We start from the raw sequence: 22,452 nt of genomic DNA on the forward strand, positions 1-22,452 counted from the left end.
CGCGTTTGATCCGCCGCAGAAATCCGCTACACCCGCAGCCCTATGTCATCCATTTCGATGTTCCGCCGCGCCAGGCATCCGGCGCCCGGCCATACCCGCATGGGCATCATCGATATCGGCTCCAATTCGATTCGCCTCGTCATCTATGACGGACCCGCGCGTGTGCCCGCGGCCCTGTTCAATGAAAAGGTGATGGCGGGCCTCGGCAAGGGCGTTTCGCGCGACGGCATGCTCGATCCGGAAGCGATGGAGCGCGCGCTCACCTCGCTGCGCCGTTTCCAGCGACTGGGCGAGCAGATGGGCGTGCCCAAGCCGCGCACCGTCGCCACCGCCGCGGTGCGCGAGGCGTCGAACGGGCAGATGTTCATCGATCGCGTGCTCGATCTCGGCCTGCCCGTCGAGATACTTTCGGGCGACGACGAGGCGCGGATGGCCGGCCTCGGCGTGATCGCCTCGATTCCCAACGCCAACGGCATCGTCGGCGACCTTGGCGGCGGCAGCCTGGAGCTGGCCCGCGTGGTCGATGGCGAGGTGCGCGAGACCAGTTCCTTCCCGCTGGGCGTGCTGCGCATCGACGCGGTCAAGGCCAAGGGGCCGCGCGCGCTGGCCAGATTCGTCGCCAGGACGCTGGAGAAGAATGGCTGGGCGGGGAAGGGGCAGGGCCTGCCCTTCTACATGGTCGGGGGCTCCTGGCGCTCGCTCGCCCGGCTCGACATGCATCTGAACGGCTATCCGCTGCCGATCATCCATCATTATTGGATGCCGCCGGAAAATGCCCAGCATCTCGTCCGGGTGCTCGCGCATCTCGACCGCAAGCGGCTGCGCGACGTCGTCGGGCTTTCGGGCGCGCGTATCCCGACCTTGGCGCATGCGGCCTCGCTGCTCAGCCATGTCGTCCGCAATCTGGGCTCCAGCGAGCTTATCGTCTCGGCCTATGGCCTGCGCGAAGGCGTGCTCTACGGTGAACTGAGCGAATATCAGCGCGCACAGGACCCGCTGATCGCCTCGACCCGCGAGGAAGGTGCTCGCCAGGGTCGCTTCCCCGAACATGGCGACCTGCTCGAACGTTGGCTGGCGCCGCTGTTCAGCCATGAGAGCCCGGCCGATGCGCGCATCCGCCACGCCACCTGCCTGCTGGCCGATGTGGGCTGGCGCGCCCATCCCGAGTTCCGCGCCGAGCGTGGCGTCGAGACGGCGCTCCACGGCAACTGGGTCGGCATCGATTCGCGCGGCCGGGGCATGATGGCGCATGCGCTGTGGACGAGCTTCGGCGGGCAGGGGATCATATCGGTAATCAGCGGAATTTGTTCACCGTCCGAAATCGTCACTGCGGAGCGCTGGGGCCTCGCGCTGCGGCTCGGCCAGCGCTTCTCGGGCGGTGTCGCCGATGCGCTGGTGGGCAGCCGCCTGGCGCTGGCGGGCGATGCGGTCGAACTGATCATCGAGCGCGACAATGCTGTGCTCTATGGCGAGACGGTCGAGCGGCGGCACAAGACCCTGGCGGCTTCGTTCGGGCTTCAGGCGCGGCTGGCGGTCGGCTGAAAAAAAGTCACCCCGGCCTCGGCCCGAGGTCCCGCTGCCTTCGGAGCGCCCGATGTAGAAAGTCGAAAAGAAGCGGGATCCCGGGTCAAGTCCGGGACGACGATCCGGTTCGGAAGTCCGCGCTCACTCGCCCTCTATCTCCGACATCACCATCTTGCCGTTGCGCACGCTGAAGGCCAGCCGGCCCTCGACCAGCGCCAGCGCATCCTTGCCGAACACATCATGGCGCCAGCCTTCCAGCAGGGGCAGCTTGCGCACGCCGGCGGCGAGCAGTTCGAGGTCCTCGGCGCGGGCGATCAGGCGCGGAGCGACATCGGCATCGCGCGCGCGGACCTTGAGCAGCAGCTTGAGCAGATCGGCGATCAGCGCGCCTTCCTTGCCAAGGCCCGGCTTGCGGTCCTCGCGCGGCGGCATCTCGCTGTCGGACATCGGCTCGGCGTCGCGGATCGCTGCCATCAGGCGGGCGCCGATATCGTTGCCCGACCAGCTGGGCGACAGGCCACGCACCTTCGACAGGTCGGATTGCTCGCGCGGCGGATGCGAGGCGATGTCGGCGATGGTCTCGTCCTTGGCGATGCGGCCGCGCGGCAGGTTCTTCGAGCGCGCCTCGCGTTCGCGCCACGCGGCGATCGCCTTCAGCCGGCCCAGCACTTCGGGCTTGCGGCTCGGCAGGCGGATGCGGGTCCAGGCCAGTTCGGGCAGGTTGGCATAGCTGGCGGGATCGCCGAGCCGCTCCATCTCATTGTCGAGCCAGCCGCCGCGCCCGGTCTTGCGCAGCCGCTCCAGCATGCGCGGGAAGATCGCGGCGAGATGGGTGACGTCGCCGATCGCATAGTCGATCTGGCGACGGTCGAGCGGGCGGCGTGCCCAGTCGGTGAAGCGCGCGCCCTTGTCGAGCTTGATGCCCAGCATCGTTTCGATCAGGTTCGAATAGCCGATCTGTTCGCCCAGCCCCATCGCCATCGCCGCGATCTGGGTATCGAACAGCGGGTAGGGGGTCTTGCCGGTCAGGTTGTGGACGATCTCCAGATCCTGGCCGCCGGCGTGGAAGACCTTCAGCACCTCCTCATTCTCGACGAGCAGGTCGAGCAGCGGGGTAAGGTCGATGTCCTTCGCCTTGGGATCGATCGCGGCGGCCTCCTCGGCATCGGCGATCTGGATCAGGCAGAGATCGGGCCAGTATGTGCTCTCGCGCATGAACTCGGTATCGACCGCGACGAACGGAGACCGCGAGAGGCGGGTGCACAGATTGGCAAGCGTGGCGCTGTCTGTGATCAGCGGATGAATATGCATGGTTTCGTCCATAGCCGGGTTACAACGCTTGACAAGCGCCGCGCGCCCGCGCGAAGCGCTCGCCACGCAAATTCACCTGAAAGTAGATCATTCATGCACGCCTATCGCACCCATAATTGCGGCCAGCTCCGCGCCGCGGACGTCGGATCGCAGGTCCGCCTGTCGGGCTGGGTCCATCGCAAGCGCGACCATGGCAATCTGCTGTTCGTCGATTTGCGCGATCATTTCGGGCTGACCCAGATCGTTACCGACATCGAGTCGGAAGCGTTCAAGCAGCTTGAGCGTCTGCGCGTGGAATCGGTCGTGACGATCACGGGCGATGTCGTCGCGCGGGCCGGCGAAGCGGTGAATCCCAACCTCAAGACCGGCGAGATCGAGGTCCGCGCGCGCGACGTCTCGGTCCAGTCCAACGCGCAGGAACTGCCGCTGCCGGTGGCGGGCGAGGCCGATTATCCCGAGGATATCCGCCTGCGTTACCGCTTCCTCGATCTGCGCCGCGATCGCATCCACAGCAACATCGTGCTGCGCTCCAACGTGATCAGTTCGATCCGCCGCCGCATGATCGATCAGGGTTTTACCGAGTACCAGACCCCGATCCTCACCGCCTCCTCGCCGGAGGGCGCGCGTGACTATCTGGTGCCGAGCCGCGTGCATCCCGGCAAATTCTACGCGCTGCCGCAGGCGCCGCAGATGTTCAAGCAGCTGCTGATGGTGGCGGGCTTCGACCGCTATTTCCAGATCGCGCCCTGTTTCCGCGACGAGGATGCCCGCGCCGATCGCTCGCCGGGCGAGTTCTACCAGCTGGATTTCGAGATGAGCTTCGTCACGCAGGACGACGTGTTCGCGGCGATCGAGCCGGTGCTGCACGGGGTGTTCGAGGAATTCGCCAACGGCAAGGCGGTCACGCCCGCGCCGTTCCCGCGCATCGCCTATAAGGACGCGATGCTGCGCTACGGTTCGGACAAGCCCGACCTGCGCAACCCGCTCGAAATCACCGACGTTACCGACCATTTCGTGGGCTCGGGCTTCGGCCTGTTCGCCCGTATCGTCGAGGGCGGCGGCGTGGTCCGCGCCATTCCCGCGCCGGGCGCAGGTGCCAGGAGCCGGAAATTCTTCGACGACATGAATGACTGGGCGCGCGCCCAGGGCCATGCCGGCCTCGGCTATATCAACATCAAGAGTGGCGAGGCCGGCGGCCCGATCGCCAAGAACCATGGCGAGGAGGCGACCGCGAAGCTGATCGCGGCGCTGGGCCTCGGCCCCGACGACGGCGTCTTCTTCGCTGCGGGCAAGGAACTGGCGACGGCCAAGCTGGCGGGCGCGGCGCGCACCCGCGTCGGCGAGGAACTGGGCCTGATCGAGCAGGGCGTGTTCAAGTTCTGCTGGGTCGTCGATTTCCCGATGTTCGAATATGACGAGGACGCCAAGAAGGTCGACTTCAGCCACAACCCCTTCTCGATGCCGCAGGGCGAGATGGAAGCGCTGGAGACGAAGGACCCGCTCGATATCCTTGCCTATCAGTACGATATCGTCTGCAACGGCGTGGAGCTGTCCTCGGGTGCGATCCGGAACCACAAGCTCGAGGTGATGTACAAGGCGTTCGAGATCGCCGGCTACACCCAGGAGCAGGTCGAGGAGAATTTCCCCGGCATGATCAATGCCTTCAAGTTCGGAGCGCCGCCGCATGGCGGATCGGCCCCCGGCATCGATCGCATCGTCATGCTGCTGGCCGACGAGCCCAACATCCGCGAGGTCGTCCTCTTCCCGATGAACCAGAAGGCGGAGGACCTGATGATGAACGCGCCTTCAGCGGTGTCGCTCAAGCAGCTTCGCGAGCTGAACATCAGGATCGTCGAACCTCAGAAGAGTTAGAACACTTCGTCGCCCCGGCGGAGGCCGGGGGCGACGAGTATGTCGCAGCCTGTGACCCGTCCCATAGCAGGACGGTCCCGAAACTATTTACCAACTCCCGCGCTTATAGGATGCTTGCCCAGGGTTTATGGGGAGCGTTCCGGCCGGGGAGTTGTGTGCGTGGCGATCGATCTCGACGATTACGAGAAAGGCGAGAAGTTCGACGGCGACTATGACGCCGCGCTGGTCGACGTGCAGACGCGCCTGTCGCGGCTGCATGTCGCGCATGTCGTCTGCCAGCAGCGCAGCATGATCCTGTTCGAGGGTTGGGACGCGGCGGGGAAGGGGGGCGCGATCCAGCGGCTCACGACCGGCTGGGACCCGCGCCATTTCCATGTCTGGCCCATCGCCGCGCCGACCGACGAGGAGCGCGAGCAGCATTTCCTCTGGCGTTTCTGGCAGAAAATCCCGCGCAAGGGCCGGATCGCGATCTTCGACCGCACCTGGTATGGCCGGGTCCTCGTCGAGCGGGTCGAAGCCTATGCCAGCGAGCGCGAATGGCGCCGCGCCTATGACGAGATCAACGAGTTCGAGGCGCAGCAGCAGACCGATGGGGTCAACATCGTCAAACTGTTCCTCCACGTTACGCAGAAGGAACAGGACGAACGACTGGCCGCGCGGCTGGAGCACCCGTGGAAACGTTGGAAGGTCACGCCCGAAGACTTCCGCAACCGCGCCCGGCGGGATGATTACCTTGCCGCGATCAAGGACATGTTCCGGGAGACCGACACGCGCTGGGCGCCGTGGAAGGTGATCGACGGCAACGACAAGAAGGCGGCGCGCATCGCCGCACTGACCCACATCGCCGATGCGCTCGAACGCTGCGTTCCGGTGGATGCGCCCGAACTTGACCCCGATTTCGAACGCTATGCCCGCGCCCAGCTCGGCCTGTCGAAGAAGCCGTAGGAACAGGCCCGGACTCCCCCTTGCGGATGTTACGCCTTTGTTGCAGCATCCGCGCCGCGGCCCAAGGCCGGCCGCTGCGGCCTTGTGTCGCGTGCCGTGGCTAGAGACATAACAGGTAGGGGATGATCGCATGAATAAACAGGAGCTTATCGGCACCGTCGCCGAAGCGACCGGCATGACCAAGAATGATGCTTCCAAGGCGGTGGAAGCGGTGTTCGATTCGATCACGGGACAGCTCAAGAAGGGTGACGAGGTGCGTCTCGTCGGCTTCGGCACTTTTTCGGTCAGCAAGCGCAAGGCGTCCACCGGCCGCAATCCGCGTACGGGCGAGCCGATGAAGATCAGCGCGTCGAGCCAGCCCAAGTTCAAGCCCGGCAAGGGCCTCAAGGACGCCGTCAACTAAACGGGGTACACGCCCGGTTCTGGCAGCCGGGTGACGGGGGGGCAAGGCCGCCGCGCCTTGAGGCGCGTGCGGCCTTCGCTTTTCGGTCATCCGCCCGCGCTTTGCGGGATGCCGATGCGTCCCGTCGTTTTCCGCCTTTACAGCTCGAAAGTCCCGCCCTATCCGCTCAGCCATCCCCGGGGTCCGCCCCGCCGGACAACGGCAGCGTGGGCGCATAGCTCAGCGGTAGAGCACACCCTTCACACGGGTGGGGTCGCAGGTTCAATCCCTGCTGCGCCCACCACGCTGCCGGTTCCTCCTCATCCCTGCTTCGTCGCCGCCCTGGACTCGGGCCTGTCATCCGGTGCGTTTGAGTGCCGGAGGATATGCTCAGATCGCGTGACCCTGTCCCCGCAGCTCCATCACCAGGGCGTCGCGATCGATGCGGCTTTCGGGATGCAGCGCGGCGATCGCCATCGGCAGCCGCCAGGCATCGATCGCTTCCTCGCTCATGCCGGTCGCCTCGCAATAGCGGCGGAGATAGAGGTTGGCGGCGGCATTCCTGAAGCGGCGTAGCCAGGGAAAGCGGCGCATCATACCACCCAGGCCGCCGAAGCGGAGCAGCAGCTCGGTGCGGGCGACATCGCCTGCCGGATCGCCGCGGCTTCCGTTGGACCAGTCGATCGCGGCGATCCCCTCATCGGTGAGGATCGCATTCTGGGGGTGGAAGTCGCCATGGCAGAGCCGGTCGCCTTCGGGGATCGCGTAGAGCCGGTCGAGTGCCAGCCGGCGCATATCCTCGCCGACCTCGGCGTGAAGGATGCGGACGTGGACGATGATGTGCTGGGCATGGTCCAGCCCGGCACCACTGCAACGGTGCATCCGTGCATGATAGGCGGCGAAGCGACCGAGCAGGGACCGCGAGCGAAAGGGGCGCAGCAGCAGATCGCGAAGCAGCGGCGTGCCCGCCAGTTCCTCGAAGATGATGCCCAGCCGGCCTTTATGCTCCCGCTTGCCGAGCGCGCGGGCGACGCGCAGGCCTTGCCGCTGGGCGTGGCGCACGCCGTCATGCTCGCGCTCGATGACGCCCGGATCGAGCCCTTCCCGGTACAGTTTGAGCACGCGCCCGCCGGCCAGCCGGAACACTTCGGCGCTGCAGCCGCTGCCGATCAGGGCGAGATAGTGCGGTACGCTCATCGATTTGTGTCTCTAAACAGCAACATAACGCAAGTCCTTACGCAGCTGCAACATAAACGGGACAGGGCGTTGACAGGTTGCGGTGTGCCGGTCCATCGGCACAACTCTCGACAAGCCGCTATGGACGCACGATGAACGGACCCGCCGCGCTGACCCTGTCCCTGCTGATGCTGGCAGGCCTGCTGCTGGGCGGTGGCGGGGTATGGATGATGGTATCCAGGCGCGACTATAAGCGCGGCTGGCTGATGATCATCGCCGGCACGGTCATGTTTGCCAATGTCGCGATCTGGACGATGTAGGGCCTGACCCCCTCCCCTTGGACGGGGAGAGGGCCGGGAATATCAGCGGTCGCCCGAGAGGCGCATGTCCAGATAATCGTCCACCGACTTCATCAGCTCCGGCATCTCGTCCGCGAAGAAATGGTTCGCGCCGGGAATGGTATCGTGGTGGATGGTGATGTGGCGCTGGGTGCGCAGTTTGTCGACCAGCTTCTGGACGGCGCCCGGGGTAACGACCTCGTCGCTGTCACCCTGGATGATGATGCCTGACGAAGGGCAGGGCGCCAGGAACGTGAAGTCGTACATGTTGGCGGGCGGGGCGATCGAGATGAAGCCCTTGATCTCGGGCCGCCGCATCAGCAGCTGCATGCCGATCCAGGCGCCGAAGCTGAAGCCGGCGATCCAGGTGGTCTGCGCCTCCGGGTGGATCGACTGCACCCAGTCGAGCGCCGAGGCGGCGTCGCTCAGCTCGCCGATACCGTTGTCGAAGGTGCCCTGGCTTTTGCCGACGCCGCGGAAGTTGAAGCGAAGAGTCGCGAAACCGCGGCGCACGAAGGTCTGGTAGAGCGACTGGACGATGCGGTTGTTCATCGTGCCGCCGCCCTGCGGGTGCGGGTGGAGGATCATCGCGACGGGCGCGCGCGGGCGCGGGCCCGGATTGAAGCGACCTTCGAGGCGGCCTTCGGGGCCGGGGAAAATGACTTCGGGCATCGATATCCTTCGGGACATGGTAAGCCGGGCGCACCGGATGGCGCGCCGCCGATCGAAGGCCTATATAGAAAGCCGCGCCGCCCGCGCAATCAAATGGAGCATGACCGCGCTTGGCTATCCCCCGACTCTATCTCGATCATGCCGCGACCACCCCGCTTCTCCCCGCCGCCCGAGCCGCCATGGCGGAGGGGCTGGAGCGTTGGGCCAATCCCTCCTCGCCCCATGCCGAGGGCCGCGCCGCCCGCGCCGCGCTGGAGGATGCGCGTGCGCGGATAGCGAGGGCGCTGGGCGCAACGGGCACGATCCTCTTCACCAGCGGTGCCACCGAGGCGCTCGAGATCGCGCTGCGGCGGGGCAGGGGCGAGCGGTCGCTGGTTTCGGCGGTCGAGCATGACGCGGTTCGCCGCGCCGCGCCCGCTGCCGGGCGCCTGCCGGTGTCGGCGGACGGCATCGTTCAGCCGGGCCCGCTGAAGGCGGGAACGCTGGTCGCGATCCAGGCTGTGAACAACGAGACCGGCGTGATCCAGCCGCTGGGCGAACTCGGCGTCGTGGTTCGCGAAGCTGGTGGACTGCTGTTGGCCGATTGCGCCCAGAGCGCCGGCAAGATGCCGCTGCCGGACGCGGATTTCATCGGTATTTCCGCACACAAGCTGGGCGGCCCACCCGGCATCGGCGCGCTGATCGTCCGGGATCTTACCACGCTCGAACCGAGTGGCGGGCAGGAGCAGGGCTATCGCGGCGGCACCGAGAATCTGCCGGCCGTCCTCGGCTTTGCCGTCGCGGCAGAGGCCGATGCCGCGTGGCTCGACCGTGCGCGCATCCTGCGCGCCCGGCTCGATGCCGCGATCCGCGAGAATGGCGGCGCGATCGTCGCCGACGGCGCCGAGCGGCTACCGACCATCGCCAGCTACCGGATGCCCGGCGTCGCCGCTACCGGCCAGTTGATCCGCTTCGATCTGGCCGGCATCGCCGTGTCGGCGGGAAGCGCCTGTTCGTCGGGAAGCCTCAAGCCCAGCCATGTGCTGGCGGCGATGGGCTGGAGCGAGGGCGACGCGCGCGAGGTGATCAGGGTCAGCTTCGGTCGTGACACCAATGAAGCTGATATCGACCGTTTCATCAGCGAGTGGCGTGCGATCGCTGAGTCCGCCAGGGCCCGTGCGGCGTGATCTATCTCGACTATCAGGCGACCACGCCGCTCGCGCCCGAGGCACGCGAAGCCATGCTGCCCTGGCTGGGCGACAAGTTCGGCAATCCGCATTCGCCGCACCGCATGGGTCGCGAGGCGGCGGCGGCGGTCGAGGTGGCGCGCGGCCAGGTGATGTCCGCTTTGCTCCCTCCTTTGGTTTCCGATCAGCCTCATGTCGAAGTAATGGAAGAACTAGAGGCGTCATATCCCGGGCACCTGGATCATCTTGAAGATCGGGAAACATCGCCTTGGATAACGGGCCGCTCCCCGTGGGATGCCACCGTGGATTCCGGGCGACTCTTTTTCACGAGCGGCGCAACCGAGGCTCTGAATTGGGCGATAAAGGGCACGTTTGAAAGGGCCGAGCCCCATCGGCGCAGGATCGTTACCGTAGCAACCGAGCATGCAGCGGTTCTGGATACGATCTCGTCGCTTGCAAGATATGGTGCAGAGATCGTCGTGCTACCGGTCGACAAGGCGGGGTGTATCGATCCTCACCATGCCCAAGAGGCAATCGACGAACGAACAGCCTTAGTCGCGATGATGTATGTGAATAATGAAATCGGCACCCTGCAACATATCGGTTTGCTTCGTATAAGTGAGCGCGCGCGGGCCGTAGGAGCGCCTGTGATATGCGATGCTGTTCAGGCGTTTGGAAAGATGGACGTTCCGGTCAGTTTCTGTGACCTGATAGCGATTTCCGCGCACAAGATGCATGGTCCAAAAGGTGTTGGGGCCTTGTGGGTTCGTTACGGACATGAACCGAACGCGATCTTGCATGGTGGCGGCCAAGAGGGGGGATTGCGCTCGGGTACACTAAGCCCAGCACTTTGCGCGGGTTTCGGAGCGGCGGCCGCACTCGCGAGGCATCATGACAGCGGGCAGAGAATTTTTGAGCTTTTCCAAGAAGTTCGGGACCGTTTTCGTGACGATGGTTGGCGCATCAATGGTGCGCGTGGGGCGCGCTGGTATGGGAATCTGAGCTTCCGGAAGAGCGGCATCAATGCGGCCCGCCTGATTTCCGATGTGCGCGGAGTGGCCTTCTCAGCAGGCTCGGCCTGTGCCAGCGGATCGGGCCGGCCAAGCCATGTTCTGAAAGCCATAGGGCTTACCGATGATGAAGCTCGATCGACCATTCGGCTTGGTTTTGGGCGCTATACGACCGGAGACGAACTTCACAGAGCCGTGACGATGATCCTCGACGCAGCCGCCAGACAGCGTATGTGGGCGGCATGACCAGGGTCGTCTTCCTTTCCGCCGACGGCGAGCATCGCAGCGAGACCGAGGCCGCGCCGGGCCAGCGGTTGCTGGAGGTGGCGCAGGCCGACGGTCAGCCACTGGAAGGCACCTGCGAGGGGCAGATGGCCTGCTCGACCTGCCACGTCATCGTCGACGCCGCCGATTTCGCCAAGCTGGCCCCCGCCTCCGAGATGGAAGAGGACCTGCTCGACCTCGCCAGTCATGTGACGCGCTATTCCCGGCTTGCCTGCCAGATACATCTGGCCGACACGCTCGACAGCCTGACGGTGCGGATGCCGGCGGGCGCGCGGAACATGCAGGGGCGGTGATCCATAGCGTCGCCCCCGGCGGAGGCCGGCGCTGCCACGGGGTTCGGGCGCCACCTCGTCCCATAAACTCTGACGGCCCCGGCCTACGCCGGGGCGACGGATATCGCCACGGCTTGCATCCCCGCCGCGCTTCCCCCATATGCGCCGCGGGAGTCGGGCGGACGGTGCCGTCGCCAACCCGGTCAGGTCCGGAAGGAAGCAGCCGCAACGATTTCGTATCGGGTCGTTCGGCTCCCACCTCTTAAATTGAAAAGGACAAGCGCGGCCTCTCTGGCTAAGCTCCCGTCATGTCCGAATCCCCGACTCCCTATCGCGTCCTCGCGCGCAAATATCGGCCGCAGAATTTCAGCGAACTGATCGGCCAGGACGCGATGGTGACGACGCTCGCCAATGCGATCCGGCGCGGCCGGCTGGCGCACGCCTTCTTGCTCACCGGGGTGCGCGGCGTAGGCAAGACATCGACCGCGCGGCTGATCGCCAAGGCGCTGAACTGCATCGGTGCGGACGGGCAGGGCGGGCCGACCATCGACCCTTGCGGCGTCTGCGAGCCCTGCGTCGCGATCGCCGAGGGGCGGCATATCGACGTGGTCGAGATGGACGCCGCCAGCCATACCGGCATCGACGATGTCCGCGAGATCATCGAGGCGGTGCGCTATGCCTCGGTCTCGGCGCGCTACAAGATCTACATCATCGACGAGGTCCACATGCTGTCGAAGCCGGCCTTCAACGGCCTGCTCAAGACGCTGGAGGAACCGCCGGCCCATGTGAAATTCCTGTTCGCCACGACCGAGGTGAACAAGGTTCCGATCACCGTGCTGTCGCGCTGCCAGCGTTTCGATCTGCGGCGCATCCCGGCCGACAAGCTTGCCGCCCATTTCCAGCACGTCGTCGATGCCGAGCAGGTCGAGGCCGAGCCCGAGGCGCTGGCGCTGGTCGCGCGCGCGGCCGAAGGGTCGGCGCGCGACGGCTTGTCGATCCTCGACCAGGCGATCGCCCATGGGTCGGGCAAGGTCGAGGCGGCGCAGGTGCGGGACATGCTGGGCCTCAGTGACCGTGGCGCGATCCGGCGACTGTTCGGTGAACTGCTGAAGGGCGATGCGCAGGCGGTGCTGGCGGCGGTGCGCGGCCAATATGATCTGGGTGTCGAGCCGGCGGCGATGCTGCACGGGCTGCTGGAAACCTGTCACGGCGTAACCCGCGCCAAGGTGGCGGGGACCGAGGACCCCGCGCTCTCGGTCGAGGAGCGGGAGGCCTATGCCGAATGGGCGGGCCGGCTCGGCTTCGCGCCGCTGCACCGGCTGTGGCAATTGCTGCTCAAGGGCCATGGCGAGGTCCAGTCGGCGGCGATGCCGATCGAGGCGGCTGAGATGGCCTTGCTGCGTGTGGTCCATGCCAGCCAGCTCCCCGATCCCGGCGAACTGGTGCGCAAGCTCGCCTCGGGCGAACTGAGCCCGTCCCCGGCTCCCATATCTGCTTCCGCGCCCACGTCGGGGCCCGCGCCGACACCGGCGATGGCAGCGCCCCTGCCGTCTGCGCCCGCCGCCCCCGCGCCCGCCGTCGAGGCGCAGGCCCTGCCGAACAGTGCGAAGGGCCTCCACGCGCTGCTGCTGCGAGACAATGCGCTGCTCGCCCAGCTCTTCCATGATTATGCGGCGATCGTGCGGCTGGAGGGCGACGCGCTGACGATCACCCGTCATCCGCGTCTGCCGGCCAGCTTCGCCGCCGATCTCGGCGCGGTGCTGCTCAAGCGGACCGGAGTGCGCTGGACCATCGAGCTCACCGCCGAGACCGGCGCGCCTTCGCTGTTCGAGCGCGCCAATGCCGAAAAGGACGCGGCGCGTGCCGCCGTTCTCGAATCCCCGCTGGTCCAGGCCGCGCTTCAGGCCTTTCCCGAAGCCGAGCTGATCGACTACAGCGCCCCCGAACCACGGAGTCTCGCATCATGAAAAGCCTAGAGGAAATGATCGCTGCCGCGCAGAACGCCGCGCAGACGATCCAGACCCAGATGGAACAGGCCCAGACCGTCCTCGACACGATCGAGGTGGAGGGCGCCTCGGGCGGCGGCCTCGTCAAGATCCGCGCCACGGCCAAGGGACGCATCCTCGGCGTGTCGATCGACGATTCGCTGATGGTCGCGTCCGAGAAGCAGATGCTCGAGGACCTGATCGCCGCCGCGATCAACGATTGCCGCACCAAGGCCGACGCCAAGTCTAACGAGGAGATGGCGAAGCTGACCCAGGGGCTGCCGCTCCCGGCCGGCTTCAAGATGCCGTTCAGCTGACGTCGACGGTTCCAGCCGCAGCGTCATCCTGAACTTGATTCAGGATCAACCAAGCCGCATATCCAAGCCATGAGGTTTCAGCGCCGCGGCTGAACCTGTTGGTTCGCCCCCGTCGATCGGTGGATGCTGAAACAAGTTCAGCAGACGAGATGGGGCGATGATGTTCGCCAGCTATTTCAAGCAGCTGTCCTGCCCATAGCGCTGCACCTGGCCGATTCGCCGGGCGATACGGTCGCCATAGCGGCGGGTGAAGCCGGAGGGCGAGATCGCCTCGCGCTTCTTGGGCAGGGGCAGCACCGCGGCGATCCGTGCCGCTTCGGCCCGCGTCAGGCGTGCGGCGTCGTGGCGGAAATAGCGCATCGCTCCGGCATTGGCGCCATAGGTGCCGATCCCCGTCTCCGCGATGTTGAGATAGACTTCCATGATCCGCTGCTTGGGCCAGAGCAATTCGATCAGGACGGTGAACCAGGCCTCCAGACCTTTGCGCAAATAGCCGCCATTCTGCCACAGGAAGGCGTTCTTGGCTGTCTGCTGGCTGATCGTCGAGCCGCCGCGGATGCGCCGGTCGCCCTGGAAATTGCTCTCCATCGCCTTCTGGATCGCCTTGAAGTCGAAGCCGTGATGGGTGCAGAAATTGCCGTCCTCGGCGGCGATCGCGGCGCGCGCCATGTTCGGGGACATCTCGTCCAGCGGCATCCAGTCCTTGGTGATGCCGCGCCCGTCGATCGCATTGGCGAGCATCGTAGCCGTCACTGGCGGCGGCACGAAGCGATACAGCCCCACCCAGAGGATCGAGCCGATCAGGAAAACGAGGAGCGCGCGGATCGTCCAGCGGAGGGCGCGGCGGGCAAGGGTCTGTTGAGCCATCGATGGCCGAATATCAGCGCTCGGCGCGGACGATAAGCCCGCTTTTGGTGCGGATCAGCTCCAGCTTGGCCTTGTCCAGGCCGGTGATGCCGATCTGGCCGAGCAGCTTCTCCTTCCTGATCCGTTTGGTGGCCGGCACCTGCTCGATCCAGATCAGCACCGGGCAGCGGCCGGGCGCCACCGCGAGCGGCTTGTCGGGATGGAGGATGATGGGGTCGAAGCCGTGCGCGGCGCCGAGCCGCCGGTAGCCCAGGGTGAAGACCGGCTCCTCCCGCCGTGCGGCCCGCGATCCGCTGCCGTCGTCGAGCCGCCAGCCCGACGCCGCGTAGATCGGCGCACCCGGGCAATCCTGGGCCATGCGCGATAGTTGCTTGGCCCCGGTCTGCCAGGCGCCGCCCAGGCTGTTGCCGGTAACGGCCACGATCGTCGCCACGGCGGCGACGACCGACAATGCGGTCATCCACATCTTGCGATCGGCGATCAGATTTCCCGCGATCGCTATCAGCGCCGCGACCATCACCGCGATATCGGCGGTGTTGCTCGACGTGACCAGCCGCCGCTGAGCATCGATCTGCGTGACGGCCAGCAGCGATGCCGCCAGCGCGATGGCGAGGAGCGCCGCGAAGCCGATATCGCCCTTGTTCCAGCGCTGCCGGCCCAGCCAGGCGCCCGCGACCGCGATGGGATTATGCAGGATCGTCCCGAACAGCAGCGCGAAGACGATCGTGAAGGTCGATCCGCTCCCCATCTCTATCCAGTTCTGGAAGAGATCGAAGCTGCTCACCCAGGCACTGTTCTGCCAGGAGATCATGTAGACCACCGTGGCGACGGCAGCGACCGTGACGATCAGCAGCGACCGCGTCCAGCGCCTCAACCCCCGCGCGATCGCGGCGAGCATCGTCACCATCGCGATGACGCCGCCGAACAGCGCGCCGCCATAATCGAGCGTGATCGCAAGGAAGGTGGCCGGCATCGCGATCAGGGCAAGCCGGCCATCGTCGCGGCCGCGATAGTCCTGCTGGACCAGCATGACGTGGCGGGCGAGCATGACCTGCACCGAGAAGGCGCAGAGCTGCCAGAAATCGCCGCGATAGACGCCGAAGGCCTGCGCGGTCGCGGGGGTGGAGAGCATCAGCAGCAGGAAAATGGCATGGAACGGGCCATGTTCGGGCAGGCGCTTGCTGAAGCGGCGCGTCGCATAGACCAGCAGGATCAGGGCGGGGAGGTTCGATACCAGCCGGGCAATGGGGATGGAGGTGAGGCCGATGCGCGACAGCAGCGACGCCCACGCGTCGAACAGCGGGGGTCTGATGTCCTGGATCCAGTGGGTGTTGGCCAGCCTTTCGATCGGGATGGCGGGATTGGACAGCCACAGCGTCCAGTAATCGTCGAGCGAGGGCCCTTCGAGCAGGGCGGCCGCGGCCAGCGCCGTTGAGACGATAGCCAGCGCCACCGCTGCGGCTATGCCGAGCGAACCTGGCCTTGCCTCTGTTTCGTCCCCCATCATCGGCAGCGACCCTATCAGCGCTGGAGCGTGCTGTCAGTGGGCCACGTCACAGAGGGCTATGTGCGCGGCCAGAATGCCGCCTTGCGCCCAGTTGATCGATTTGCGCGCCTGGCCTGCGGCGGCTCCGGCGGCAGGGGAAAAAGAAAGGGCGCCCGCAGGCGCCCTTGGAAAGTCCGGTTTCGTCGCGTTCACATCGCCGGCAGCAGCCGCTTCTCGCCGGCGATGCGCATCATCGCCTTCTGCAGCTTGTCGAAGGCGCGAACCTCGATCTGGCGGACGCGTTCGCGGCTGACACCATAGACCTGGCTCAGTTCCTCGAGCGTCTTGGGCTCGTCGACCAGCCGCCGTTCGACCAGGATATGCTTCTCGCGGTCGTTGAGCGCGGCGAGCGCCTCGTTGAGCATGTTGTGACGGACCGACTTTTCCTCCGCATCCGCCAGGCGCTCATCCTGCAGCGGGCCGTTGTCGACCAGCATGTCCTGCCACTGGCCCTCGCCGTCCTCATGCATCGACACATTGAGCGAGGCGTCGCCGCCCATGCTCATGCGACGGTTCATGTTGGTCACTTCCTCCTCGGACACGCCGAGGTCGGTTGCGATCTTCTTCAGGTCCTCGGGCTTGAGGTCGCCATCCTCGAACGCTTCGAGCTGCGACTTCATCCGGCGCAGGTTGAAGAACAGCTTCTTCTGCGCGGCGGTCGTGCCCATCTTCACCAAGCTCCACGACCGCAGGATATATTCCTGGATCGAAGCCTTGATCCACCACATCGCATAGGTGGCGAGGCGGAAGCCGCGATCGGGCTCGAACTTCTTCACGCCCTGCATCAGGCCGATATTTCCTTCCGAGATCAGCTCGCTCGCTGGCAGACCATAACCGCGATAGCCCATCGCGATCTTGGCGACGAGGCGCAGGTGCGAGGTGACGAGCCGGGTGGCCGCCTCGGGATCGCCATGCTCCTGGAAGCGCTTAGCGAGCATATATTCCTCTTCCGGCTTCAGAAGAGGAAATTTCCGGATCTCGGCCAGATAGCGGTTGAGGCTTTGCTCCCCGCTCAGTGCGGGAATCGTGGCTGGCACGTTCTTTCCGCTTGCCATGATCAATCTTACTCCCATCGCGGCGCAGGAAGGCGCACCGCATACCCTTTACTTCCGGCTCGGGGAGAATCGCCCCGTACCGATTGGTAACATATATAGCAGCTAATTTTTCAGTTCGCTGAACAAATCCTGCATATCCTGTGGAATTTCGCTATCGAAACATAAAGCCGCGCTTGTCACCGGATGGATGAACCCCAATCGAGCGGCGTGAAGCGCCTGGCGCTTGAAATTCAAACGGTTGAGCATATCGCGATGTTCCGGCCGGGGCCGGCCATAGACCGGGTCGCCGAGCAGCGGATGGCCCAGCGACGCCATATGCACACGCACCTGATGGGTTCGCCCGGTTTCCAGCCGGCATTCGACCAGCGCTGCATTCCGGAAGCGCTGGAGAACGCTGTAATGGGTCACCGCGCGCTTGCCGCGCCCGTCCTTCACGATGGCGATCTTCTTGCGATCGCTGGCCGAACGGGCGAGCGGCGCGTCGACCGTGCCCTCGGCAAGCCGTGGGGAGCCCGCGACGAATGCCCGGTAGCGACGGTCGATGCTGTGCTTGGCGAACTGCGCGGCGAGGCCGACATGCGCGGGATCGGTCTTGGCGGCGACCATCAGCCCCGACGTGTCCTTGTCGATGCGATGGACGATGCCGGGGCGCTCGACCCCGCCGATCCCCGACAGGCTGCCCCGGCAATGATGGAGCAGGGCGTTGACCAGCGTTCCGTCAAGATTGCCGGCGGCGGGGTGGACGACCAGCCCGGCGGGCTTGTCGATCACGATCAGGTGCTCGTCTTCGAACACGACGTTCAGCGGGATGTCCTGGGCCTCGTTATGAGCCGGGGCAGGATCAGGCACGACCACCGCGAAATGGGCGCCCGGCGCCACCTTCATCGCCGGATCGCGGGCCAGCGCGCCTTCGGCATTGCTCACCTGGCCGGAGGAGATCAGCGACTTCAGCCGCTCGCGCGAGAGGGTGGGAAGCGCGGCGGCGAGGGCGCGATCGAGGCGCCATCCTTCGGCTTCCAGTGGCACGACGGCGTGCAAGGTCGATTTCCCCCCGGTCATCTTGTACCGATGTGGAGATGGTGCTGACGATATCAAGAGCGGCGATCGACGAAATATTGCGGGCGGCCGCCGCGAGCCCGGACGCGGAAATCTGCGGCTTGTTGCTGGGCGGGCCGGGCGAAGTCACCGAGGTGAGGCCCTGCGCCAATGTTGCCGCCGATCCGGCGGACAGTTTCGAGATCGACCCCATGGCGCTGATCGCCGCGCACAAGGCCGCGCGGAACGGTGGGCCGTCGCTTGTCGGCCATTATCATTCCCACCCGCGCGGGCCGGCCTCGCCCTCGGCGCGCGATGCCGCGATGGCCGAGCCCGGGAGCTACTGGATCATCATAGGCGACGGCGAGGCGCGGTGCTGGCGCGCGCGGGCCGACGGCCGTTTCGATCCCGTCAACCTCTCGGACCACCGCAATCCTTGATTGCGCTGGCGCGCGGCGCTTGCCAAAAGACGCGACCCACCTCGCCTTGAAGGAATTCCCATGGTCAATCGCTCGGCCGAGTTTGCGAGCCTGCTCTGTTCGCGGCTGTGCCATGATCTGCTCTCGCCGGTCGGCGCGCTCGGCAATGGGCTGGAACTGCTCGCGGACGAGACTGATCCCGAGATGCGCGAGCGCTGCATGGAATTGCTGGCGGACAGCGCGCGGGCGACCGCCAATCGGCTCAAATTCTTCCGTCTCGCGTTCGGGTCTGCGGGCGGATTCGCCGAAATGGTCGATACGCGAGAGGCGAAGGCCGCGATCGAAGGCTTGCATGGCGACGGCAAGATCCGGCTCGGCTGGATGGTCGAGGCCCCGGCGCTGCCCAAGGCCGCGATCAAGGTATTGCTGAACCTCGCGCTGATCGCGGGCGACGCGCTGGTGCGCGGCGGCCAGCTTGATATCGGCGCCGAAGGGGGCGAGGTCGTGATCCGTGCCGAGGGGCCGCGGCTGATCCTCGATCCCGAAATCCGGAACGCGCTGCTGGGCGAGGTTGACCCCGATTTCCTCAGCCCGCGCACCTCGGCTGCATGGCTTGTGCATATGCTGGTCAGCGAGGCGGGCGGCTCGGTGCAGGCGTCGCAGCCCGAGGATGGCGTGCTGATGATCGGGGCGACGCTGCCGTCATAAATCCTGCCGGCACGGGGCGATCCCATCCCAATTTCGTCATCGGGTTCGGGTCGAATTCCACGTCACCGTAAACCCGGCCTTAACCATGTTGCGTCATGACCCTTTCCGAATATTCGGTTCGGGAAGGTGCCATGGACGATCTGCTCGGCGATTTCGTCGCGGAAACCCGCGAGACGCTGGAAGCCCTGTCTGGAGAGATCGTCGCCTGGGAGCTTGCGCCCGACGACCGGTCACGCCTCGATGCGATCTTCCGCTTCGTCCATACGGTGAAGGGAAGCTGCGGCTTTCTCGATCTGCCGCGACTGGAGAAGCTCAGCCACGCGGCCGAGGATGTCCTCGCCGATTGCCGTGGTGACCGCCGCCGCCCCGATGCCGCGCTGGTCAGCGCCGTGCTGGGCGTGATCGACCGGATCGCCGAACTGACCGACGCGATCGAGAGCGGCGCCTTCATCTCCGAAGCCGACGATGTCGCCCTGATCGCGGCGCTTCAGCCCCAGGCCGATGCGCCGGCCGCAGCGCCTGAGCCCGAAGCCGCGCCCGAACCCGCACCCGCCCCGGTCGCGTCCGAGGCGGACATCCTTGCCGAGGCCCTGGCCGCGATTGCGGAGGTGGGGGAAATATCGATCGAGGAGATCGACGAAGCCGAACCCGCGATCGAACCCGAAACGGCTGTCGCAGCACCCGTCGCCGCGCCCGCCGCCAAGGCACCCGCGACGCCCTCGACCGGCGCCCAGACGCCGCGCGCTGTCGCCCGCACCATCCGCCTGCCCGTCGACCTGCTCGACCGGATGATGGCGGGCGTGTCGGATATGGTGCTGGCGCGCAACGAGCTTGCCCGCCGCCTGCGCGAGGGCGGTGCCGATTCGGCGACCGACGTTTCGTTCGAGCGGCTGTCGCAGTGCATCGCCGAGATGCGGGACGCGATCACCCGCACCCGCATGGCGCGGGTCGAGAATCTGTTCACCGCGTTGCCGCGCATGGTCCGGGACATCTCGGCCGAACTCGGCAAGCAGGTGATGCTGGAGGTCGACGGCGGCGACGTCGAGCTCGATCGCGAGATGATCGAAATGATCCGCGATCCGCTGACCCATATCGTCCGCAACGCTATCGACCATGGTATCGAGACGCCGGAGGCGCGCGCCGCCGCCGGCAAGCCCGTCGCCGGCCGTCTCCATGTCAGCGCCCGCCAGGTCGGCAACCAGATCCTGATCGAGGTGATCGACGACGGCCGCGGCATCGATGCGGACCGGCTTGTCGCCAAGGCGATCAGCGCCGGTATCCTCAGCCAGGAGCGCGCCGCCACCCTCAACTGGGATCGCAAGCTGGAGCTGATCTTCGAGCCCGGCCTGTCGACCGCACAGGCGGTCACCGCCATTTCGGGACGCGGCGTCGGCATGGACGTGGTCCGCGCCAACGTCGAACGGATCGGCGGTCTCGTCGATATCGAGAGCCGACCGGGGCAGGGGCTTCGCCTCACCCTGCGCGTACCGCTTACCCTCACCATCATCCCCGCGCTCACCATCAGCAGCGGCGGCCAGCATTTCGCCATCCCCCGCTCGGCGATCGACGAGATCGTGCGGATCGGCGGCGAGGCGGTGCGGATGGGCGAACTGGGCGGCGCGAGGATCGTGTTCATCCGTGGCAGCCGGCTTCCGGTGGTATCGCTCAACAATGTGATCGGCCTTGTCGATCAGGGCGAGCAGACCAATCTCGTCGTGCTCAAGCTGTCCGGCGGCGCCCGCTATGCGCTCGCGGTCGATGCGGTGCACGACCATGAGGAACTGGTGGTCAAGCCCGCTGCGCCCGTGGTGATGGCCTGCGGAATCTACGGCGGCACGACCTTACCCGACAACAGCCGTCCGATGCTGCTGCTCGACGTCGCCGGCGTCGCCGAGAAGGCCGGCGTGCGCCGCGAGGAGAAGGCCGAGGCGGCTGCCGAGGACCAGGAGGAGGAGCGGCAGGAAAGCGGCGCGGTGCCGGTGCTGCTGTTCCGCGATCTCGACGGGATCGAGCGCGGCATTCCCCTCGCGCTCGTGGAGCGGATCGAGGATTGCTACGCCGGATCGATCAGCAACAGCGCCGGCCGGGCCCGGCTCAACATCGAGGGGCGGCTGGTGCCGCTGGTCTCCTGTGGCGCGCCGATCATCGAGGCCAAGGTCCGTGTGCTGCGCATGCGCGACGGGCTCGAGGAGCTGGCCTATGCGATCGACAGCGTCATCGACATCGTTCCGGTCTCGATCCAGCTTCAACGCAGCATGATTCCGGGCCCCGTGGCCGGAGTGATGCTTGTGGAGGAACGCCCGGTCGAATTCCTCGACGCCTTCTGGCTGTTCGCTCAGGGCCTCGGTGCCGAGGCCAAGGCCGAGCAGCGCCCGGTCTGCCTGCTGTCGGATGAGGACCCCTGGACCCGCCAGGTGCTGGCGCCGCTGGTGGAGAGCGCCGGCTATGCCGTCATCTATTCCGAAGAGGAGGGAGCGGCTGCCGCCGATCTGGTGATCATGGCCGACAGCTCCGACCATCCGGCGGAGGTCGGCGCGGGGGCGGTGCTGCGGCTGCGGCAGGGCATGGAGGAGCGCGGCGGTTCGCCGGGCAGTCTGTGGCGTTATGACCGTATCGGCCTGGCGGAGGAACTGCGTCGCCACTGGAACAAGCGGAGCGCCTGAGCATGCACGATCTCTATCTTATCGTCGAAATCGCCGGCCAGCGCGCCGCGTTGCCGGCCGCCTTCGTCGAATCGGTCGTCGAGGTCGACGAGATCGCGCCGGTGCCGTGCGCGCCCGCCCATGTCTTCGGCCTGTTCGCGCTGCGCAGCCGGGTGCTCACCGTGATCGATACGATGGCGGCGCTGGGCGGCGACCGCAGCGAGCCCGGCGAGAAGCAGGCCGTGATCGTCCATGTCGATGGCCATCTTTACGGACTGCTCGTCGATGATGTCGACGACGTGATCGCGATGGACGGGGTGCCGAGCCAGCCTCGTGCGCTGCTTTCCAACGGTTGGGCGCGCTATTCCAAAGGCGTTCTCGAGCATGACGGGGAGCCGCTGCTGCTGATCGATGTCGCGGCGATGATTGCCGGCCCGCTGGAACTGGCGGCCTGAGCCATCTGGGCCATTAACGGCGCGCTTACACCTTTCGCGATAAGATCGCGGCGAAGCTGATCCAAGACGGAAGACAGTGATGAAGACCTGCCTGATAGTTGACGATTCCAAGGTGATCCGAAAGGTCGCCCGTCACATATTGGAAGCGCTCAACTTCAACGTCGAGGAAGCCGGGGACGGGCGCGAAGCGCTCGATCGCTGCGAGGCGGGCAACCTGCCCGACGTGATCCTGCTAGACTGGAACATGCCGGTGATGAGCGGGATGGAGTTCCTGCGCTCGCTGGGCGCATCGGGCTTCGACAATCGGCCCAAGGTCGTCTTCTGCACCACCGAGAACGATGTCGCCCATATCCGCGCCGCGATCGACGCGGGCGCCGACGAATATATGATGAAGCCGTTCGATCGCGAGACGCTGGAGAGCAAACTGCAACTGGTCGGCGTGGCCTGACGCTGTGTCTCGGGGGGACTCA

Annotated in this window: 22 protein-coding genes, 1 tRNA gene and 1 other RNA gene; 17 read left to right on the forward strand and 7 right to left on the reverse strand. The window is 66.1% G+C overall.

Going from position 1 to position 22,452, the window contains the following annotated elements; genetic code table 11:
• Positions 1–42: 42 nt before the first annotated feature.
• Positions 43–1,542 (forward strand): Ppx/GppA family phosphatase, encoded by a 1,500-nt coding sequence (locus tag CMV14_RS11215; protein WP_083215642.1) that lies wholly within the window; start codon positions 43–45, stop codon positions 1,540–1,542.
• Between the two features lie 123 nt (positions 1,543–1,665).
• On the opposite strand, the gene rnd is transcribed toward CMV14_RS11215, so the two are convergent.
• The gene (gene rnd / locus CMV14_RS11220) at positions 1,666–2,835 is read right to left on the reverse strand and encodes a ribonuclease D (protein ID WP_176488932.1); all 1,170 of its coding nucleotides are present in this window, start codon (positions 2,833–2,835) and stop codon (positions 1,666–1,668) included.
• A gap of 93 nt (positions 2,836–2,928) precedes the next feature.
• Here rnd and aspS point away from each other — a divergent pair, with 93 nt between their 5' ends.
• The 4 genes from aspS to CMV14_RS11240 all read left to right on the forward strand — a co-directional run bounded on the left by aspS (position 2,929) and on the right by CMV14_RS11240 (position 6,338).
• Complete coding sequence (gene aspS, locus CMV14_RS11225; protein ID WP_066958983.1) at positions 2,929–4,707, forward strand: aspartate--tRNA ligase; 1,779 nt, start codon at positions 2,929–2,931, stop codon at positions 4,705–4,707.
• Between the two features lie 159 nt (positions 4,708–4,866).
• A complete protein-coding gene (locus CMV14_RS11230; protein WP_066958984.1) occupies positions 4,867–5,652 on the forward strand; it encodes a polyphosphate kinase 2 family protein in 786 nt (261 codons plus the stop codon).
• Between the two features lie 130 nt (positions 5,653–5,782).
• On the forward strand, positions 5,783–6,055 hold the full coding sequence (gene hbs / locus CMV14_RS11235; RefSeq protein WP_066958985.1) for a non-specific DNA-binding protein Hbs: 273 nt from the start codon (positions 5,783–5,785) through the stop codon (positions 6,053–6,055).
• A gap of 208 nt (positions 6,056–6,263) precedes the next feature.
• A tRNA-Val gene (locus CMV14_RS11240) sits at positions 6,264–6,338 on the forward strand.
• Between the two features lie 86 nt (positions 6,339–6,424).
• Here the strand turns inward: CMV14_RS11240 and CMV14_RS11245 are convergent.
• Complete coding sequence (locus CMV14_RS11245; protein ID WP_066958986.1) at positions 6,425–7,231, reverse strand: phosphotransferase family protein; 807 nt, start codon at positions 7,229–7,231, stop codon at positions 6,425–6,427.
• 131 nt (positions 7,232–7,362) lie between these two features.
• On the opposite strand from CMV14_RS11245, the gene CMV14_RS26735 reads away from it, so the two are divergent.
• Positions 7,363–7,530 carry a hypothetical protein gene (locus CMV14_RS26735; protein ID WP_176488933.1) on the forward strand — a complete coding sequence of 56 codons (168 nt, stop codon included), beginning with the start codon at positions 7,363–7,365 and terminating at the stop codon, positions 7,528–7,530.
• A 42-nt stretch (positions 7,531–7,572) separates the two neighbouring features.
• On the opposite strand, the gene CMV14_RS11250 is transcribed toward CMV14_RS26735, so the two are convergent.
• The gene (locus tag CMV14_RS11250) at positions 7,573–8,220 is read right to left on the reverse strand and encodes an alpha/beta hydrolase (protein ID WP_011950903.1); all 648 of its coding nucleotides are present in this window, start codon (positions 8,218–8,220) and stop codon (positions 7,573–7,575) included.
• A 110-nt stretch (positions 8,221–8,330) separates the two neighbouring features.
• Between CMV14_RS11250 and CMV14_RS11255 the strand changes: the two genes are divergently transcribed.
• The 6 genes from CMV14_RS11255 to CMV14_RS11280 all read left to right on the forward strand — a co-directional run bounded on the left by CMV14_RS11255 (position 8,331) and on the right by CMV14_RS11280 (position 13,255).
• Positions 8,331–9,386 carry a cysteine desulfurase family protein gene (locus CMV14_RS11255; RefSeq protein ID WP_066958987.1) on the forward strand — a complete coding sequence of 352 codons (1,056 nt, stop codon included), beginning with the start codon at positions 8,331–8,333 and terminating at the stop codon, positions 9,384–9,386.
• The gene (locus CMV14_RS11260) at positions 9,383–10,642 is read left to right on the forward strand and encodes a cysteine desulfurase family protein (RefSeq protein WP_066958988.1); all 1,260 of its coding nucleotides are present in this window, start codon (positions 9,383–9,385) and stop codon (positions 10,640–10,642) included. Before CMV14_RS11255 ends, CMV14_RS11260 begins: the two co-directional genes overlap by 4 nt.
• Positions 10,639–10,974, forward strand: coding sequence for a 2Fe-2S iron-sulfur cluster-binding protein (locus CMV14_RS11265; protein WP_066959310.1), 336 nt, complete (start codon positions 10,639–10,641; stop codon positions 10,972–10,974). The genes CMV14_RS11260 and CMV14_RS11265 overlap by 4 nt, the downstream gene beginning before the upstream one ends.
• Before the next feature lie 145 nt (positions 10,975–11,119).
• Positions 11,120–11,216: signal recognition particle sRNA small type (ffs, locus tag CMV14_RS11270), an RNA gene on the forward strand.
• Between the two features lie 45 nt (positions 11,217–11,261).
• A complete protein-coding gene (locus CMV14_RS11275) occupies positions 11,262–12,920 on the forward strand; it encodes a DNA polymerase III subunit gamma/tau (RefSeq protein ID WP_066958989.1) in 1,659 nt (552 codons plus the stop codon).
• The gene (locus CMV14_RS11280; protein WP_066958990.1) at positions 12,917–13,255 is read left to right on the forward strand and encodes a YbaB/EbfC family nucleoid-associated protein; all 339 of its coding nucleotides are present in this window, start codon (positions 12,917–12,919) and stop codon (positions 13,253–13,255) included. Before CMV14_RS11275 ends, CMV14_RS11280 begins: the two co-directional genes overlap by 4 nt.
• A 171-nt stretch (positions 13,256–13,426) precedes the next feature.
• On the opposite strand, the gene mtgA is transcribed toward CMV14_RS11280, so the two are convergent.
• The 4 genes from mtgA to CMV14_RS11300 form a co-directional block, all read right to left on the reverse strand.
• Entirely contained in the window at positions 13,427–14,122 is a 696-nt protein-coding gene (gene mtgA, locus CMV14_RS11285; protein WP_066958991.1) for a monofunctional biosynthetic peptidoglycan transglycosylase, read from the reverse strand.
• Positions 14,123–14,135: 13 nt separating this feature from the next.
• Complete coding sequence (locus tag CMV14_RS11290) at positions 14,136–15,629, reverse strand: hypothetical protein (RefSeq protein WP_066958992.1); 1,494 nt, start codon at positions 15,627–15,629, stop codon at positions 14,136–14,138.
• Positions 15,630–15,817: 188 nt separating this feature from the next.
• Complete coding sequence (gene rpoH / locus CMV14_RS11295) at positions 15,818–16,723, reverse strand: RNA polymerase sigma factor RpoH (RefSeq protein ID WP_066958993.1); 906 nt, start codon at positions 16,721–16,723, stop codon at positions 15,818–15,820.
• 102 nt (positions 16,724–16,825) lie between these two features.
• On the reverse strand, positions 16,826–17,782 hold the full coding sequence (locus tag CMV14_RS11300) for an RluA family pseudouridine synthase (protein ID WP_066958994.1): 957 nt from the start codon (positions 17,780–17,782) through the stop codon (positions 16,826–16,828).
• Positions 17,783–17,799: 17 nt separating this feature from the next.
• Here CMV14_RS11300 and CMV14_RS11305 point away from each other — a divergent pair, with 17 nt between their 5' ends.
• The 5 genes from CMV14_RS11305 to CMV14_RS11325 all read left to right on the forward strand — a co-directional run bounded on the left by CMV14_RS11305 (position 17,800) and on the right by CMV14_RS11325 (position 22,430).
• On the forward strand, positions 17,800–18,198 hold the full coding sequence (locus tag CMV14_RS11305) for a M67 family metallopeptidase (protein WP_066958995.1): 399 nt from the start codon (positions 17,800–17,802) through the stop codon (positions 18,196–18,198).
• A gap of 60 nt (positions 18,199–18,258) precedes the next feature.
• Entirely contained in the window at positions 18,259–18,885 is a 627-nt protein-coding gene (locus CMV14_RS11310) for a histidine phosphotransferase family protein (protein WP_066958996.1), read from the forward strand.
• 131 nt (positions 18,886–19,016) lie between these two features.
• Positions 19,017–21,548 (forward strand): chemotaxis protein CheA, encoded by a 2,532-nt coding sequence (locus CMV14_RS11315; RefSeq protein ID WP_066959312.1) that lies wholly within the window; start codon positions 19,017–19,019, stop codon positions 21,546–21,548.
• Positions 21,549–21,550: 2 nt separating this feature from the next.
• On the forward strand, positions 21,551–21,982 hold the full coding sequence (locus CMV14_RS11320; protein WP_066958997.1) for a chemotaxis protein CheW: 432 nt from the start codon (positions 21,551–21,553) through the stop codon (positions 21,980–21,982).
• Positions 21,983–22,061: 79 nt separating this feature from the next.
• Positions 22,062–22,430 carry a response regulator gene (locus CMV14_RS11325; RefSeq protein WP_066958998.1) on the forward strand — a complete coding sequence of 123 codons (369 nt, stop codon included), beginning with the start codon at positions 22,062–22,064 and terminating at the stop codon, positions 22,428–22,430.
• Positions 22,431–22,452 lie beyond the last annotated feature (22 nt).

This window comes from Rhizorhabdus dicambivorans, assembly GCF_002355275.1.
Lineage (GTDB): Bacteria > Pseudomonadota > Alphaproteobacteria > Sphingomonadales > Sphingomonadaceae > Rhizorhabdus > Rhizorhabdus dicambivorans.